We start from the raw sequence: 15,106 nt of genomic DNA, 5'->3' as shown, positions 1-15,106 counted from the left end.
GGCAGCACAACAACAATGACGACACACGACACCACTCCCCCGCTCCCCCTCGACGACATCAAGGTTCTCGAGCTTGGTCAGTTGATCGCCGGCCCGTACTGCGGCCAGGTGCTCGCCGACTTCGGCGCCCAGGTGACCAAGGTCGAGCCACCCGGAAAGGGCGACGCCATGCGCCAGTGGGGCGAGGCGGACCCTGCGAACGGCGAGCCCCTGTGGTGGAACGTCATCGCCCGCAACAAGCAGTCGGTGACCCTCGACCTTCGGCAGCCGCGGGGCCAGGAACTGCTGCGCGAGCTGGCTGGTCAGGCCGACGTGCTGGTCGAGAACTTTCGCCCCGGCACCATGGAGCGCTGGGGGCTGGGCTACGACACACTCTCCCGCGACAACCCCGGGCTGGTGATGGTACGGGTCACCGGCTTCGGCCAGGATGGCCCCTACGCTTCGCGCGCCGGCTTCGCCTCGGTGTGCGAGGCCATGGGCGGGCTGCGCTACCTGAGCGGCTATCCGGACCGTCCGCCGGTGCGCGTCGGCATCTCACTGGGCGACACCCTGGCCGGGCTGCACGCCGCACTGGGCACCATGATGGCGCTGCATCAGCGCGATCGTACCGGCCACGGACAGGTAGTCGACAGCTCGATCTTCGAGTCGGTGCTGGCGATGATGGAGAACCTGATCCCCGAATATGCCCGCGCCGGCAAGGTACGCGAGCGCAGCGGCAGCTTCCTGCCCAAGATCGCGCCCTCCAACGCCTATCCGGCCCGCGACGGACGCGACATTATCATCGGCGCCAACCAGGACACCGTGTTCCGCCGGCTGTGCGAGGCGATGGGCCAGCCGCGCCTGGCCGACCATCCCGACTACGCCACCCACCGGGCCCGCGGCGACAACCAGCAGGCCATCGACGACCTGATCGCCGCCTGGACACAGCAGCACGATGCCCAGCACGTCGTCGATATCCTGGCCGATGCCGGGGTACCGGCAGGCCTCGTCTACCGCGCCCCCGACATGCTCGACGACCCCCACTTCCAGGCCCGCGAATCGATCGTCGAGGTCCCCGATCGCCGGGGCCGACCGCTGCCCATGCAGAACGTGTTCCCGCGCCTCAGCGAGACGCCGGGGCGGGTGCGCCACGTAGGTCCGGCCCTGGGCGAGCACACCGCGGCCGTGCTCTCCGACTGGCTCGGACTCACCGCCGAGGCCATCGAGGCCTTGCGCGCCGACGGTGTGATCTGAGGAGGCCGCCATGGAGCCCATCATCGTTCTGGTCGTCCTCGTGGGGCTGATCGTGATCGGCTTTCCGATCTTCCTCGCCCTGGGGCTGTCGGGGCTGATCGGCCTCTACATGGCCCGCGGCTCGCTGGCGTTCTTCTTCGCCCCGTCGTCGTTGTTCGGCCAGCTCAACGCCTTCGAGCTGATCGCCCTGCCGCTGTTCATCCTGATGGGCAATTTCCTCGGGGCGACACCGGTGGGTTCGAGCCTGTTCACCGCCGCGGTGCGCTGGCTCAACTGGCTGCGCGGCAGCCTGGCGATCTCCTCGGTGGGTGCCTCGGCGATGTTCGGCGCCGTTTCGGGGGTGAGCCTCGCCGGCGTCGCCGCGGTGGGCTCCATCGCCGTGCCGCAGATGCTCCAGCGCGGCTACAGCCGCTCGCTGGCGGCCGGTGCCGTGGTCAGCGCCGGCGCGCTGGCCATGCTGATTCCCCCCAGCGTGCCGTTCATCATCTACGGGGCGGTGTCCAGCGTCTCGGTGGCCGACCTGTTCATCGGCGGTATCGTGCCCGGCATCGTGCTGGCATTGGCCCTGTCGCTGTTCATCTACCTTCGTGTGCGGCTGAACCCGGCCGAGGCGCCGGCCAGCAAAGAGCGCTTCACCTGGAGGCAGCGCTGGGCAAGCCTGGCCAACATCTGGCACGCCGCCCTGCTGGTGGTCGCCGTGCTGGGCTCCATCTACTCGGGCCTGGCCACCCCGAGCGAGGCCGCCGGCATCGGCGCGGCCGGCGCCTTTCTGATCGCCACCCTGGTGTTCCGTAGCCTCAGCTGGGCCAAGTTCCTCGAGATCCTCGGCACCACCGCCCGCATCAGCGGCGCCATTCTGCTGATCATCGGCTGCGCCAAGATCTTCGGCGACTACCTCAACATGGTGCGGGTGCCCCAGATGCTCACCGAGGCACTCACCGCTACCGGGCTGCCCGCCTGGGCGATCCTGCTGGCGGTGATGCTGCTGCTGATCCTGCTGGGCATGATCGTCGACGCGGTGTCGCTGATCGTGGTGACCACGCCGGTGCTGCTGCCGCTGGTCATCGCCCTGGGCTACGACCCGCTGTGGTTCGGCATCGTCATGGTGCTCAACCTGGAGATCGCCGTGGTCACGCCTCCGGTGGGGCTCAACCTCTACGCCCTGCGCGGGGTCTGCCCCGAACTCTCGGTGGAGGAAATCATCAAGAGCGCCCTGCCCTTCGTCGCCGTGCAGTTCCTCGTGCTGATGCTGTTCGTGTTCGTGCCCAGCCTCAGCCTGTGGTTACCGGGGCTGATGTAGCCCCGGCGTAGCAACGTCAGTGAAATGAACCGCTACAACAACAAAGGGAGACTCACCATGACCTTGTCCCGTCGCCAAATACTCAAGTACGGCACCTTCGCCACTGCCGGCGCCACCCTGTTCGGTACCCAGAGCCTGCTCGCTCCCCACAGCCACGCCGCCACCACCCTCACCGGAGTCACCTACCTGCCCGACTCCTACAAGGCGTTGACCTACGGCTCCAATCGCTTCGTGGAAATGCTCCAGGAGAGCGGCGGCGATGCGCTGACGGTGGAGTTCTACGATTCCGGCCAGCTGCTCAAGGTGGACGAGCAGTTGCCCGCGCTGCGCTCGCGCAGCATCGATTTCATGTTCCACACCTTCTCGTACATCACCCGCTCGATCCCCATCCTCGGCGTGACCGGTCTGCCCGGGGTCGTGGGCGAGCTCTATCGCCACCCGGAGCGCCTGCGCCAGGGCAGTCCGCTGATGGAGCTGATCAACGAAGTGCTCGCCGAGGATAATCTCTACCTGCTCACTTCCGGCGGCGGCATCCTCGAACCCGAGTACCTGTGGAGCACCGAGAAGAGCCCGATTCGCAGCCTCGACGAGGTACGCGGCAAGAAGATACGCATCGTCGGCTTCGAGGCCACCCAGGCCTTCGAACCCTACAACGTGGGGGCGGCCCGCATCCCCTCGTCGGAAACCTACATGGCGCTGCAACGCGGCACCGTGGATGCCGGCATCTTCAACATCTCGACGATCATCGGACGCAGCCTGCAGGAGCAGCTCAAGTACTGCTACAAGCTGCCGATCACCGGCTTCTCGGTGGCGCCGTTCATGCTGCGCGACACCTGGGACAACCTCGACGACGACGTGCGTGGCGTGCTGCAGCAGGCCGACGACTGGTACGACGAGAACTTCATCGAATACTGCAACAACGATATCTATCCCAACGAGTACTGGCCGCAAGTGGAGGACGCCGGCATCGAGATCATCGAGCCCACGGAGGAGGACCTCGAGACCTTCAATGCCGGCGTCCAGGACGTCTGGGACCACTGGAAGGGCGAGGTCGGCGAAGAGGTCGGCAGCCGTGCCATTGCGCTGGCCCTGGGCGAGGCATAAGGAGAGCGCCCATGACCGCTTCTGCCACGCGCAGCTGGGACGGCCTGATGCCCGTCCTGCGCTGGACCTCGATGGCGGTGCTGGTGTTCATGATGGTGTCGATCTGCTACGACGCCATCATGCGCTACGCCTTCGCGGCCCCGACCAGCTGGAGCCTGGAGATCAACTCCTTTCTGCTGGTCTATCTGGCCGTGATCGGCGCCGCCGAAGCCCAGCGCCACGATGCGCATATCCGCATCACCTTCTTCAAGGACAAGCTGCCGCCGCGCAGCCGCGCCGCGATCGACATCGTCACCGGCCTGCTCGGCGTGGTGTTCTGCGCCATCCTGGTGTGGCGAGGCGGCATCATGGCGCTGCAGGCCTACGAATACAGCGAGCGCGTCTCGAGTTCGCTGGGCACGCCGATGGTCTTTCCCTACGCCCTGCTGCCCATCGGCTTTGCCACGCTCGGCCTGCAGTTCCTGATGGATGCCGCCCGCGCCCTGCCCCGTCTGCGCCACGGTCTCGACGAGGAGGTACCCCATGGCTGACACCCTGAGTCACAAGCTGATCCGGGCCCACCTGGTGGGTGGCGAGATGGTTCCAGGCCAGGAGATTGCCCTGCGCATGGACCAGGCGCTGCTGCAGGACATTCTCGGCACCCTGGTCATGCTTGAGCTCGATGCCATGGGCCTGAAACGAGTACACACCACCCCCAGCGTGCAATACATCGACCACACCCTGCTGCAGCCGGACAATATCAACGCCGATGCCCATCTCTTCCTGAAGAGCGCCTGCGAACGCCTTGGCGTGTGGTACAGCGGGCCGGGGAACGGCATCAGCCACCCCGTGCACATGGAGCGATTCGGCGTGCCCGGCCAGAGTCTGGTGGGCTGTGACAGCCACACCACCGCCGCCGGCGCCCTGGGCATGCTGGCCATCGGTGCCGGTGGCATCGAAGTGGCCATGGCCATGGCCGGCGAGCCGCTCTACCTGCCGATGCCCGAAGTCATCGGCGTCCGCCTGGAGGGCGAGCTGCCCGACTGGGTCAGTGCCAAGGATGTCATTCTCGAGCTGCTGCGCCGCCACGGAGTCGCCGGAGCCAGGAACTGCATTCTCGAGTACTACGGCCCCGGCCTGGCCACCCTAGACGCCATGGATCGCCATGTGCTGGCCAACATGGGAACCGAAATGGGCGCCACCGCCAGCGTCTTTCCCAGCGACGAGGTGACGCGAGACTTTCTGCGCGCGCGGGATCGGGGGGCCGACTGGCAACCGCTGACCGCCGACGCGGGCTGTCGCTATGACCGCGACGAGCATATCGACCTGGCGGCGCTGGAGCCGCTGATCGCGCTGCCTTCCAGCCCCGACAAGGTGGTCCCTGTTGCCCAGGTCGCGGGAGAACCGCTGCATCAGGCCTATATCGGCTCCTCCGGCAATCCCGGCTATCGCGATTTCGCAGTGGTGGCCGAAGTCGTCAAGGGGCGCCGCGTGTCCAGCGAGGTCTCGCTGGACATCAACCCCTCGACTCGCCAGGTGCTGTCCGCGCTGATCGCCGAAGGCCACCTCGCGGCCCTGGTCGAAGCCGGTGCGCGCCTGCACCAGCCGGGCTGCAACGGCTGCATCGGTATGGGTCAGGCCCCCGCCGCCGGGCGCAACAGCCTGCGCACCGTGCCGCGCAACTTCCCGGGCCGCTCCGGTACCCGGGAGGACAGCGTCTTCCTGTGCAGCCCGGAAACCGCGGCGGCCTCGGCTCTGACGGGCACGATCACCGACCCGCGCACCCTCGCCATGCCCTACCCGCACGTGCGCGAGCCGGCGCGCATGACGCTCAGCGACGACTGGTTCGTGCCGCCGCTGCCTCCCGAGCGCGCACGGCACGTGTCGCTGCTCGCCACCGACAACACGCCGCCGCTGCCGGTGCTGAACCCGCCGCCCGACCGCATCGAGGTTCCCATCCTGCTCAAGACCGGCGACAACGTCTCCACCGACGACATCATGCCCGCCGGCGCACGCGTGCTGCCGCTGTGGAGCAACGTCCATGCTTCGGCCGAGCACACCTTCGAGGCGCTGGCCCCGGATTACGTGGCGCGCGCCAGGGAGCGTGGCGATGCGGGGCACGCCATCATCGGCGGCAGCAACTACGGGCAGGGCTCGAGTCGCGAGAACGCCGCGCTGGTGCCACGATTGCTCGGCCTGCAGGTGGTGATCGCCAAAAGCATTGCGCGGATCCACTGGCAGAATCTGCCCTGCTTCGGGGTGTTGCCGCTGACCTTCGCCGACCCGACGGATTACGACCGGATCGAGCAGGGGCAGACCCTGGCCATCGACGACCTGACGCGCCAACTGGCCGCCGGGAGGCGCATCCAGGCCACGCTCGACGGCGCTCCGCTCGAGCTCGTGCATGAGCTAAGCCCGCGCCAGGTGGCCATTCTCACCGCCGGCGGTGTGATCAACTGGCTGCGGGAACGCGGTATCTCGTCTACCAAGGAGAGCGTGTCATGACGGCACTCAAGCCACCGCCACACGTGGAAATCGTCGAGGTCGCCCCCCGCGACGGCTTCCAGTCGATCCGCGACCCGCTGCCTACCATCGACAAGCGGCGCTGCATCGAGGCGCTGCTCGACGCCGGGGTGGCGCGCCTGGAGATCGGCTCCTTCGTCAGCCCCAAGGCGATTCCGCAGATGGCCGACACCGGCGAACTGGTGGCGGCCTTCGCCGACCGACCTGACGTGCGCCTCTCGGCGCTGGTGCCCAATCTCAAGGGCGCCGAACTGGCACTCGCCCATGGCATCCGCGAGGTGGTCTACGTGGTCTCGATATCGGAATCGCACAACCAGAGCAACGTGCGGCGCAGCCCCGACGAGTCGCTAGAGGATCTGGGCCGGGTCATCGCTTGCCTGCGCCAGAGCGAAGGCACCCGCTTGCGCCTCGACCTGGGCACCAGCTTCGACTGCCCCTTCGAGGGCACCGTCTCCTGGCAGCAGGTCGATCGCGTGCTCGGCAGGGCGCTCGAATTGGCCGGCGATCTGCCGCTGGAGGTGGCCCTGTGCGACACCACCGGCCGCGCCAGCCCCTACCAGGTGGCCGACCACTTCTCCCGCCTGCGTGAGCGTCACGCTCAGCCGGGGCTGGGGTGGGCCTTCCATGGCCACGACACCTACGGCATGGGCGTGGCCAATGCGCTGTTCGCCATCCACCACGGCGCCACGGCGGTGGACACCGCCTGCTCGGGCCTGGGCGGCTGCCCCTTCGCCCCCGGCGCCACCGGCAACACCGCCACCGAGGACCTGCTTTATGCCCTGCACGGCGGCGGGGTCGCCACCGGCATCGACCTGCCGGCACTGCTCCAGGCCGCCGACCTGATCGCCGCGCTGCCCGGCGGCCAGACCGCCAGCCACCTGCGCCAGGTCCCCCGCGAGAAGGTTGACTGACATCGTGCCGTTGATCGTCCTGCTGGCCACCACCCTGGTGCTGGCCTTCTCCTCGCTGGTGGCCCTGTTTCCTGCCGCCATCGCCCCGGAACTGGCAGCAGCGCTGGGGGTCTCCTCGGCCACGGTGGGCCTGCAGGTCAGCCTGATCTTCGCCGGCGCCATGCTGTCAGCGATGATCGGCGGGCCGTTGACCCGACGCCTGGGCCCGTGCCGTACCAGTCAGCTCTCGCTGGGCCTGTTGGGCAGCGCGGCCGCCCTGCTGGCCATTCCATCGCTGCCGGTCTTCGCGTTGTCTTCCTTGATTGCCGGGCTGGGTTACGGCATGACCAATCCTTCCGCCTCGGTGCTGCTGGTGCGCTTCACCCCAGCCGAGCATCGCGGGCTGATCTTCTCGCTCAAGCAGGCCGGCGTGCCGCTCGGCGGGGTGTTGGCCGGTGCCAGCGCCCCGGCACTTGCCCTGACGGTGGGCTGGCAGGCCGGCCTGCTCACGCTCACGGCGCTGGCAGCGGGGGGAATTCTCGCCCTTCAGCGCACACGGCAAGCGTGGGACGACCAGCGAGAACCGCGTACCCAACTGCTCGTCACCCCCTTTGCCGGCCTACTGCTGGTATGGCGGCAGCGCGCGCTGCGCCATGTCGCCCTGTTCAGCCTGTGCTTCTCGGCTATCCAGCTATCGGTCTCGGCCTTCACCGTGGCCCTGTTGGTCGAGGATCTCGCCTTCGGCCTGGTGCAAGCAGGCCTGGTGATGTCGGCGGTGCAGGTCAGCGGTGTGGTGGGGCGCATCGGCTGGGGCTGGGTCGGCGATCGCCTGGGCGACCGTCTGATCACGCTCGCCATCATTGCCTGCACGACCACCGCAGGCGCCTTGCTCGTGGCCTTGATGACGCCGGCCTGGCCGCAGTGGCTGGTGGTCACGCTGCTGTGTCTGCTGAGCCTTTCTTCATTGGGCTGGAACGGTGTCTTCATGGCCGAGATCGCCCATTTGGCCCCACCCGAACGCATCGCCGACGCCGCCGGCGGCTGCCTGGTGTTCACCTACAGCGGTGTCCTGCTGGGGTTACCGCTGGTCACCCTGCTGCACGGCCTGGTCGGACGCTACACCCCGCTCTTCGCCCTGCTGGGAGGAATCTCGCTGTTCGGGCTGTGGCTGATTCGCCAGGCGCGCCGGGCGCTTGTCTTGCGCGACGCGGGTGAGGCCTATCACCATATCGAGAGGTAACCAGGTGCCCGTCATTGGCGCCGTTGCGCCGGCACCTCCACCTCGATGCGCTCCGCCAGGCTGGCGAGGCTGTCGTGAAGCAGTTGCAATACATAGCCGGGGTTGTGAACGTAGGCGCCGGGGTCCTTCTTCGCGAACTGGTAGTTGTAGGCCGCCTTCAGCAGGCGCGGCGTCCAGCTCTGGTAGCGGTTGGGGAAGATGGCCTCGTCGGGGCTGATGTCGCCATTTCCGTCGCTGTCGGCGAAGAAATAGGGGAAGGTATCCGCGGCGTAGCCGATCGGCTTTTCTGAGACCTCTTCGGCATAGCGGACGATCGCTTCGCCGAGGCGGGTGCGCAGGGTCTCGATTTCGCCGTGAATGCCTTCGGCGGTGTTACCGTCGCCGTCGAAGTCGCCGTGGCGTGTGCGGATCGCGGTGATCTCGTCGACGCCGCGGTGACAGCTCAGGCACGTCTCGGTGGCGACCCGGGTCGTGTGGGGATCATGGCAGGAGGTACAGTTGCTCGCGCTCGGCACGTGCGGGAAGCGCCCTACATAGTCGCGCCCGGCATACTGGTAGCCGCCGCGAACGTGCGCGCCGTGCAGCGTCGCCGCCGCGACAGCATAGTGCACGTTGATGAAGCCGAGCTCGGAGACGACCGCGTCCTCGTCGAGGCCCTCGACCCGTGCGGCGACCGTGTCGCTGGACGCACGCCCCTGATGGCAGGCCGTGCAGACCGCCGACCCGCCCAACGCCGCGACACTGACGCCCGATGGAAACGTCACCGCGTCGAGCTCATGCGCGGCGGTGGTATGGCAGGAGGCGCATCCGATGGGCGCATTGATTGCCGCCGGGGCATCGACGACGCCCGCCGTGCTGCCATCTGCGCCCAAAAAGTCGATAAAACCCGGCTGGGAATGGCAGGCCGCACAGTTCGTCGGTACCTCGCCTTCCGCATTCCAGTACGTGAACGCCGGCGACCGGTAGTCGCCGTGCGGCGCCGCGAGCCACGCCTCGACGATCGCGGAGAGCGCGGCGTCATCATTCTGCGCCAGGGCAGGAGATGCCAAGGCGAGCGTCGCAATGACGGCAATACGACGGATACACTGGCTGAACATAGGGTCCCCTTCCTGTTGCACTGCGACCTGTTGCCACGGACGCCCGAGGCCCGTGTCGTCCGGGTTTGGTCTATCTTCGATCATAGACGAGGGGCTTACATTCGGAAACACAATGACAGACCCCAAAGACAGCACCTCCCATGAGACCGGCCGCCATGCGGTTCGCCTGCCGGGGCCCGCGCTTGCAGCCCTCTACCTCGGCGTCGTCCTGCTGCCGCTCGCGGTGGCGCTGTTCGGCCGCGCCGCGCCGGCCGACCCGTGGGAGCACGCGGCGGCGGCCCTCGGCATGGTTGCGGTCGTCGCGATGGCGGTGCAGTTCGTGACCTCGGGCCGCTTCGATCGCGTCTCGCGCCATCTCGGCATCGACAAGATCATGGCGTTCCACAAGATCGCGGCGTGGTGGGTACTGGTCGCGGTGGTGCTGCATCCGCTGTTCTACGTGCTGCCCACCTGGCTCGACGCACCGGCGCTGGGGCGCGAGCGACTCGCGGTTTACCTGACTTCGCCCCACTACCGCAGCGGGGTCGTGGCCTGGGCCGCCTTCGCGCTGCTGCTCGCCACCTCGCTGCTTCGCGAGAAACTACCGTGGCGCTACGAGACCTGGCGGGCCACGCACCTGCCACTCGGGGTCCTGGCGGTAGCGGGCAGCCTGCACCATGCCTTCGCGGCCGGCCGGTTCACCTCCGCCTCGCCGCTGCCGCCGATCTGGCTCGCCACCGGCGTCGCTGTCGCAGCGGTGGTCGGGGTGCTCTATGGCTGGCGCTGGTTCAAGCTGCACCGGCACCCGTGGAGGCTCGCCAGCGTCTCGCGGGTCGCCGACCGGATGTGGCAGCTGCATGTCGAGCCCGCCCCCGGCACGCCACCCCTGATCTACCGCGCCGGCCAGTTCGTCTGGCTGACCGTCGGGCGGCGACGGTTTCCGCTCCTGGATCACCCCTTCTCGCTTTCCGACAGCCCCCTCGATCCCGGTACCAGGCTGATCATCAAGGAGGTGGGGGACTTCACGAGCACGGTGGGCGCGTTGGTGCCCGGTACGCCGATCGGGCTCGACGGGCCCTACGGCGAGTTCGTGCTGGAGGGCAGCGACGCCGAGGCCGTGATCCTGATCGCGGGCGGGGTCGGCATCGCGCCGATCATGGGCCTGCTGCGCGACATACTGGCGCGGGGCGAGCGACGTCCCGTGCGGCTCGCCTACGCCGTCGGCGCCCCGGCGAACTTCGCCTGCCTCGACGAGATCGAGGCGGCCCGCACGCGTCTCGACCTTCACGTGCTCCTGCTCTCCGAGAGCTCCCCCCCCGACTACCGCGGCGAGGTCGGCCGGCTCGATCGGCAACGGCTGACAACGCTTCTCGAAGGGCTCGACCTGGCACGCTCTGTCGTGCTCATGTGCGGCCCCGGCGGGATGGTCACGGCGGTCTCGGACGCGCTTCTCGACGTGGGCATGCCGATGCGGCGCATCCTCTATGAGCGCTTCGACTACACTGCCGGTTCGTCGCGCCAGGATCGCCGCCGCACCCGCCGCTTTGCCGCCATCGGCGCCGGCCTGGCGCTGGGGGTGGCGATGTTCGCCCTGGCCGCTAGCTGAGCAGTGTGGAGCGCTCGGCTACGCGCCCCAGACATGAGCAAAGACTTGCAGGTTTTATTAACAAGAAAATCTTCAAGCTTGAAACTTTAACCTTGAACTATCACGAATTCCTTTCTAGTCTGAGATGGCCATCTCGCTGCAAAGTGTGACGAGACAGGTAAGGTAATTTTTTAAAAAACAACAAGCTAGGTAACAATGACAATGAAAGCCCGCTTGTCAGCAGTTCCTTCGGCCATCTGTATGGCAGTACTGTCTGCCTCCCTGCCTTTGGCGGCTGAGCCAAACGAGCAGCAGAATCAAGGAGAGAACGCTGCTCAACAGGTGCCTTTGCCTCCCTGGCAGGATGGTGATGAAGCCGGCATGGCGAATACCCAAGGTCCGAGCACTTGGCAGCGTTGTGCCAGTCACCTCATGCAGCCCGAAGCACAGGCATACGAGCTGGCCTATCCCCGCAGCGCGTCGATGCCGCAATCTCCTTTCGCCGAACCGGAAAGTAACCGCTTCGACCCTTCCAGCGGCATTCCGGGGACTCGTCACGGATTCAATACCGAATCGATCAACGGCAACATCGGCGGGCAGGGCACCCAGATCGACGGGCTCGGCCATTTCGCTCATCTTCCAGAGCCCTGGAACGGTGAAGGGCAATTTCCCTCCGAGGCGCTGCGTTACTACGGCGGCTTCACCCAGGAAGAGGTGAAACCGGCCCCCGAGGCCCCCCTGGATCGACTCGGACTCGAGAATCTGCCACCTATCGTTACCTCTGCCGTGTTGCTGGATGCCGCGGCCTACCTCAACGAGGGCGAGCCACTCGCAGCCGGCGACTTGATCACTCGTGACGACCTCCAAGGCATGATCGAAGCCCAGGGACTCGCCTGGCGCGGCCTGCAGCCCGGCGATGTGCTCTACATCCATACCGGCTGGGGCAAGCTCTGGAACAACGACGACGAGCGTTACTATGCCCAGGGTCCTGGGCTGGCTTTCGATACCGTGGAGTGGCTGGAGGAACAGGCCATTGTGCTGGTCGCCCTGGACAACCCCTTCACCGACCCCGCCCCGGAAGGAATGCTGACGGGCGAGGCAATCCCTGAAGGGGTTCCGGATGGGCTGCCCTTTGCCATCCACCATTACAACCTGACGCAATCAGGCATCTATCAAATTCAAAATGCGCGGCTGGACGAGTTGGCCGCGGATCGAGTCTGGACCTCGTGCACCATGATTCTTCCTCCCGTGACGAAGGGAGCCGCACAGGCACCGGTCAGACCCGTTGCCATCGGTACACCGACACGCGACTGACATCGCGAACCCCTCACGACAATAACAACGGAGATACACAATGAAGCGCAACATCCGCTGGCCTATTACCTTCGGCACCGCCTTGGTCTCTCTGGGACTGATGAGTCAGGCTTCGGCCGAGACGGCAACCCTGCGCACCGTCAGTGCCTTCACTCCCGGCACAGCCATCCCGCACACCTTCGAGATGTTTCTCGAGGAGATCGAGAACGATACCGAGGCACCGATCGACATCGACTTCATCGGTGGCCCCGAGACCATGCCCCCCTTTCAAGTAGGCAACGCGGTGAGCAACGGCGTGGTGGACATGGCGTTTGTTACCTCGGCGTTCTACACCAGTTCACTGCCGGCCGCCCATGCGCTCAACCTGACGCGCTACTCCCCCGAAGAGTTACGGGAAACGGGCCGTTTCGAGCAGTTACAAGAGATGTGGCGCGAGCAGATGAACGTGCATTACCTGGCCTATACCAACTATGGCAATCGCTACCACCTGTACCTCAACGAGCCGATCAGCAGCCCGGAGCTCAACGGTCTGCGCATGCGCATCACGCCGGTGTATCGCGCTTTCGTGGAGGAAATGGGAGGCGAAGCCGCCCAGACTCCGCCCGGCGAGGTCTATACCGCGCTGGAGCGGGGCACGGTGGATGGCTATGGCTGGCCCATCCAGGGCATCTTCGACCTCGGCTGGCAGGAGCACACCCGCTACCGCGTCGACCCCGGTTTCTATCACGTGGAGGTCGGCGTTCTGGTGAACCAGGACACCTGGGACAACCTCACCGACGAACAGCGTAACTACCTCACCGAAAAGGCGATCTGGCTGGAGGAGCAGAACGCTCTCAACGAAGAGATCAACGCAGAGGAGGAGCGTCGTCAGGCCGAAGCCGGCATCGAGACCATCGAATTCGAGGGCGAGGAGCGCGAGCGTTACCTGGAGATGGCCTATCGAGTGCAGTGGGAACGGCTGGCAGAAGAACATGCCGGGAACGCCGAGCGCTTGAGAGAGATTCTGGACAGTGAATGACACCACTCTTGTCGATAAGCCAGTCGCACGTTCACCGTTGTCGAAGGCGTATCATTACATCATGCAAACCTGCGGCCTCGCCGCAGGTATCATTATCGGCGTTGTGTCGATTGTCATTGTGCTCAATGTCTTGAGCCGAAACCTGGGGTTCGGCTCGATCTACGGCACGGTGGAAGGCAGCGAATATGCCATTGCTGCCGCCACCTTTCTGGCAGCCCCCTGGGTGCTTTATCACGGGGCCCACGTGCGGGTCGATCTTCTACAGCAGGCGCTACCAAAGGCATACCGGAGATATCTGGAAATGGGCATCAACCTGCTCGGCGCCCTGGTCTGCCTGGGCTTTGGCCATTACCTGCTGATTACCGGTAGCGATTACCTGAGCCGAGGCTCGATGGTCTACAAATCCTTCGTTTTTCCCGAGTGGTGGACGTTCATCCTGCCAACCTCCTGCTTCGCCCTGCTGACCCTCGAGTTCCTGCGCCGCCTTTGGTGCCTTATTACGCCACGGGAGAGCTGACATGGAGTGGCAATCAGCACTACTGCTGCTGGTAGGTGGGCTTATCCTCCTCATGGCCCTAGGACTGCCGGTGGTGTTCGCCTTTATCGCGATCAATCTCGTCGGTGCCTATGTCTTCATGGGCGGCGAGATGGGTATCATGCAGATGGCACGCAATAGCGCTGAAGCCATCACCAGCTTCTCGCTGATACCCATCCCTCTCTTCGTACTCATGGGCGAGGTTCTGTTCCATACAGGCCTCGCCTACAAGGCGATTACCGCCATCGAGCGGCTGATCAAGCGCGTTCCCGGTCGCCTGAGCATCGTCTCGGTACTTGGCGGCACCGCTTTCGCCACCCTCTCCGGGTCGAGCATCGCCAACACCGCCATGATGGGAAGCTCGCTGCTGCCGGATATGCTCAAGCGGGGCTACCACCCTTCCATTGCCATGGGACCGATCATGGCAGTGGGCGGTATCGCCATGCTGATACCGCCGTCGGCACTGGCGGTGACCCTCGGCAGTCTGGCCGGTATTTCCATCGGGCAACTGCTGATTGGCGGCATCATCCCCGGCATCCTCATGGGAGCTGCCGTGCTCATGTATGTAATGATCCGCTGCACGAGGAATCCCGATCTGGCACCGGCGGATGACGGCGATCACAGCCTCACCGCTTGGCAGCGCTGGCAGCCCTTCTGCGTCTATGTCCTTCCTCTGAGTGGTATCTTCGTGGCCGTGGTGGGCAGCCTGCTGGCCGGTTGGGCCGAGCCGACGGAATCCGCCGCCTTCGGCGCTGTCGCGGCCACCTTAGCGGCCCTGTGTTATCGCTGTCTGACCAAGGAGGCGCTGAGCAAATCGCTGATGGAGACGGCCAAGGTTTCGGTCATGATTCTGTTCGTGCTGGTGGCCTCCACCACGTTTTCCCAGTTGCTCTCCTTCTCCGGCGCCACCAATGGACTGCTGAAAGTGGTGACCGGCTGGGAACTGACCCCGCTGATGGTCGTGCTGGGCATGCTGCTGGTGCTGCTGGTACTGGGTTGTTTTGCCGACCAGATCAGCATGATCATGATTACCCTGCCCTTCTTCATGCCGCTCGTCGCGAGCCTGGGCATCGACCCGATCTGGATCGGCGTACTGTTCCTCGTCGCCATGGAGATCAGTTTCCTGACCCCTCCCTTCGGGCTGCTGCTGATCGTGATGCAGGGCGTCGCTCCACCCGGTATCCGCCTGACCCAAGTCTACCAGGCCGCCCTTCCCTTTCTGCTTCTGCAGATGCTGGTTCTGGCGCTGGTGGTTGCGCTGCCTTGGCTGGCTACCGGCTTGCCAAGCCTGATGAAGTGAACCCTGTGA

13 protein-coding genes are annotated in these 15,106 nt (G+C 65.8%); 12 read left to right on the top strand and 1 reads right to left on the bottom strand.

The features are described 5' to 3' along the window. Window positions 1-15: 15 nt before the first annotated feature. From I4484_RS07675 to I4484_RS07645, 7 genes are read left to right on the top strand one after another with little or no spacing between them, the layout of a single operon-like run. The gene (locus I4484_RS07675) at window positions 16-1,233 is read left to right on the top strand and encodes a CaiB/BaiF CoA-transferase family protein (RefSeq protein ID WP_197450371.1); all 1,218 of its coding nucleotides are present in this window, start codon (window positions 16-18) and stop codon (window positions 1,231-1,233) included. A gap of 10 nt (window positions 1,234-1,243) precedes the next feature. After that, window positions 1,244-2,533: a TRAP transporter large permease gene (locus I4484_RS07670; RefSeq protein ID WP_197450370.1), complete on the top strand. Its 1,290-nt coding sequence runs from the start codon at window positions 1,244-1,246 to the stop codon at window positions 2,531-2,533. Between the two features lie 57 nt (window positions 2,534-2,590). Beyond that, window positions 2,591-3,637: a TRAP transporter substrate-binding protein gene (locus I4484_RS07665; RefSeq protein ID WP_197450369.1), complete on the top strand. Its 1,047-nt coding sequence runs from the start codon at window positions 2,591-2,593 to the stop codon at window positions 3,635-3,637. 11 nt (window positions 3,638-3,648) lie between these two features. After that, window positions 3,649-4,167 (top strand): TRAP transporter small permease, encoded by a 519-nt coding sequence (locus tag I4484_RS07660; protein WP_197450368.1) that lies wholly within the window; start codon window positions 3,649-3,651, stop codon window positions 4,165-4,167. Next, on the top strand, window positions 4,160-6,121 hold the full coding sequence (locus I4484_RS07655; protein WP_197450367.1) for an aconitate hydratase: 1,962 nt from the start codon (window positions 4,160-4,162) through the stop codon (window positions 6,119-6,121). The genes I4484_RS07660 and I4484_RS07655 overlap by 8 nt, the downstream gene beginning before the upstream one ends. Further along, window positions 6,118-7,050, top strand: a complete 933-nt coding sequence (locus I4484_RS07650; RefSeq protein WP_197450366.1) for a hydroxymethylglutaryl-CoA lyase — start codon at window positions 6,118-6,120, stop codon at window positions 7,048-7,050. The genes I4484_RS07655 and I4484_RS07650 overlap by 4 nt, the downstream gene beginning before the upstream one ends. A 4-nt stretch (window positions 7,051-7,054) precedes the next feature. Further along, on the top strand, window positions 7,055-8,269 hold the full coding sequence (locus tag I4484_RS07645; RefSeq protein WP_197450365.1) for an MFS transporter: 1,215 nt from the start codon (window positions 7,055-7,057) through the stop codon (window positions 8,267-8,269). 11 nt (window positions 8,270-8,280) lie between these two features. Here the strand turns inward: I4484_RS07645 and I4484_RS07640 are convergent, their stop codons facing one another. Beyond that, window positions 8,281-9,366, bottom strand: a complete 1,086-nt coding sequence (locus tag I4484_RS07640; protein ID WP_197450364.1) for a hypothetical protein — start codon at window positions 9,364-9,366, stop codon at window positions 8,281-8,283. Between the two features lie 112 nt (window positions 9,367-9,478). On the opposite strand from I4484_RS07640, the gene I4484_RS07635 reads away from it, so the two are divergent. The 5 genes from I4484_RS07635 to I4484_RS07615 all read left to right on the top strand — a co-directional run bounded on the left by I4484_RS07635 (window position 9,479) and on the right by I4484_RS07615 (window position 15,097). Next, complete coding sequence (locus tag I4484_RS07635; protein WP_197450363.1) at window positions 9,479-10,951, top strand: ferric reductase-like transmembrane domain-containing protein; 1,473 nt, start codon at window positions 9,479-9,481, stop codon at window positions 10,949-10,951. A gap of 201 nt (window positions 10,952-11,152) precedes the next feature. Further along, window positions 11,153-12,244: a cyclase family protein gene (locus I4484_RS07630; protein ID WP_197450362.1), complete on the top strand. Its 1,092-nt coding sequence runs from the start codon at window positions 11,153-11,155 to the stop codon at window positions 12,242-12,244. A 40-nt stretch (window positions 12,245-12,284) separates the two neighbouring features. Continuing rightward, window positions 12,285-13,262 carry a TRAP transporter substrate-binding protein DctP gene (gene dctP / locus I4484_RS07625; protein ID WP_197450361.1) on the top strand — a complete coding sequence of 326 codons (978 nt, stop codon included), beginning with the start codon at window positions 12,285-12,287 and terminating at the stop codon, window positions 13,260-13,262. Continuing rightward, window positions 13,255-13,779, top strand: a complete 525-nt coding sequence (locus I4484_RS07620) for a TRAP transporter small permease (RefSeq protein ID WP_197450360.1) — start codon at window positions 13,255-13,257, stop codon at window positions 13,777-13,779. The genes dctP and I4484_RS07620 overlap by 8 nt, the downstream gene beginning before the upstream one ends. Window position 13,780: 1 nt before the next feature. Next, window positions 13,781-15,097: a TRAP transporter large permease gene (locus I4484_RS07615; RefSeq protein WP_197450359.1), complete on the top strand. Its 1,317-nt coding sequence runs from the start codon at window positions 13,781-13,783 to the stop codon at window positions 15,095-15,097. Window positions 15,098-15,106 lie beyond the last annotated feature (9 nt).

The organism is Halomonas sp. SS10-MC5, assembly GCF_015992245.1.
GTDB classification, from domain to species: domain Bacteria; phylum Pseudomonadota; class Gammaproteobacteria; order Pseudomonadales; family Halomonadaceae; genus Halomonas; species Halomonas sulfidoxydans.
This window is presented reverse-complemented; position numbering and strand designations above follow the sequence as displayed.

What these genes read in the sequence shown, in the direction of transcription:
- I4484_RS07660 (WP_197450368.1), top strand. Translation starts at nt 3,649, where the DNA reads ATGACCGCTTCTGCCACGCGCAGCTGGGACGGCCTGATGCCCGTCCTG.
- I4484_RS07655 (WP_197450367.1), top strand. Translation starts at nt 4,160, where the DNA reads ATGGCTGACACCCTGAGTCACAAGCTGATCCGGGCCCACCTGGTGGGT.
- I4484_RS07635 (WP_197450363.1), top strand. Translation starts at nt 9,479, where the DNA reads ATGACAGACCCCAAAGACAGCACCTCCCATGAGACCGGCCGCCATGCG.
- I4484_RS07615 (WP_197450359.1), top strand. Translation starts at nt 13,781, where the DNA reads ATGGAGTGGCAATCAGCACTACTGCTGCTGGTAGGTGGGCTTATCCTC.
- I4484_RS07670 (WP_197450370.1), top strand. Translation starts at nt 1,244, where the DNA reads ATGGAGCCCATCATCGTTCTGGTCGTCCTCGTGGGGCTGATCGTGATC.
- I4484_RS07640 (WP_197450364.1), bottom strand. Translation starts at nt 9,366, where the DNA reads ATGTTCAGCCAGTGTATCCGTCGTATTGCCGTCATTGCGACGCTCGCC.
- I4484_RS07650 (WP_197450366.1), top strand. Translation starts at nt 6,118, where the DNA reads ATGACGGCACTCAAGCCACCGCCACACGTGGAAATCGTCGAGGTCGCC.
- I4484_RS07675 (WP_197450371.1), top strand. Translation starts at nt 16, where the DNA reads ATGACGACACACGACACCACTCCCCCGCTCCCCCTCGACGACATCAAG.
- I4484_RS07630 (WP_197450362.1), top strand. Translation starts at nt 11,153, where the DNA reads ATGAAAGCCCGCTTGTCAGCAGTTCCTTCGGCCATCTGTATGGCAGTA.
- dctP (WP_197450361.1), top strand. Translation starts at nt 12,285, where the DNA reads ATGAAGCGCAACATCCGCTGGCCTATTACCTTCGGCACCGCCTTGGTC.
- I4484_RS07665 (WP_197450369.1), top strand. Translation starts at nt 2,591, where the DNA reads ATGACCTTGTCCCGTCGCCAAATACTCAAGTACGGCACCTTCGCCACT.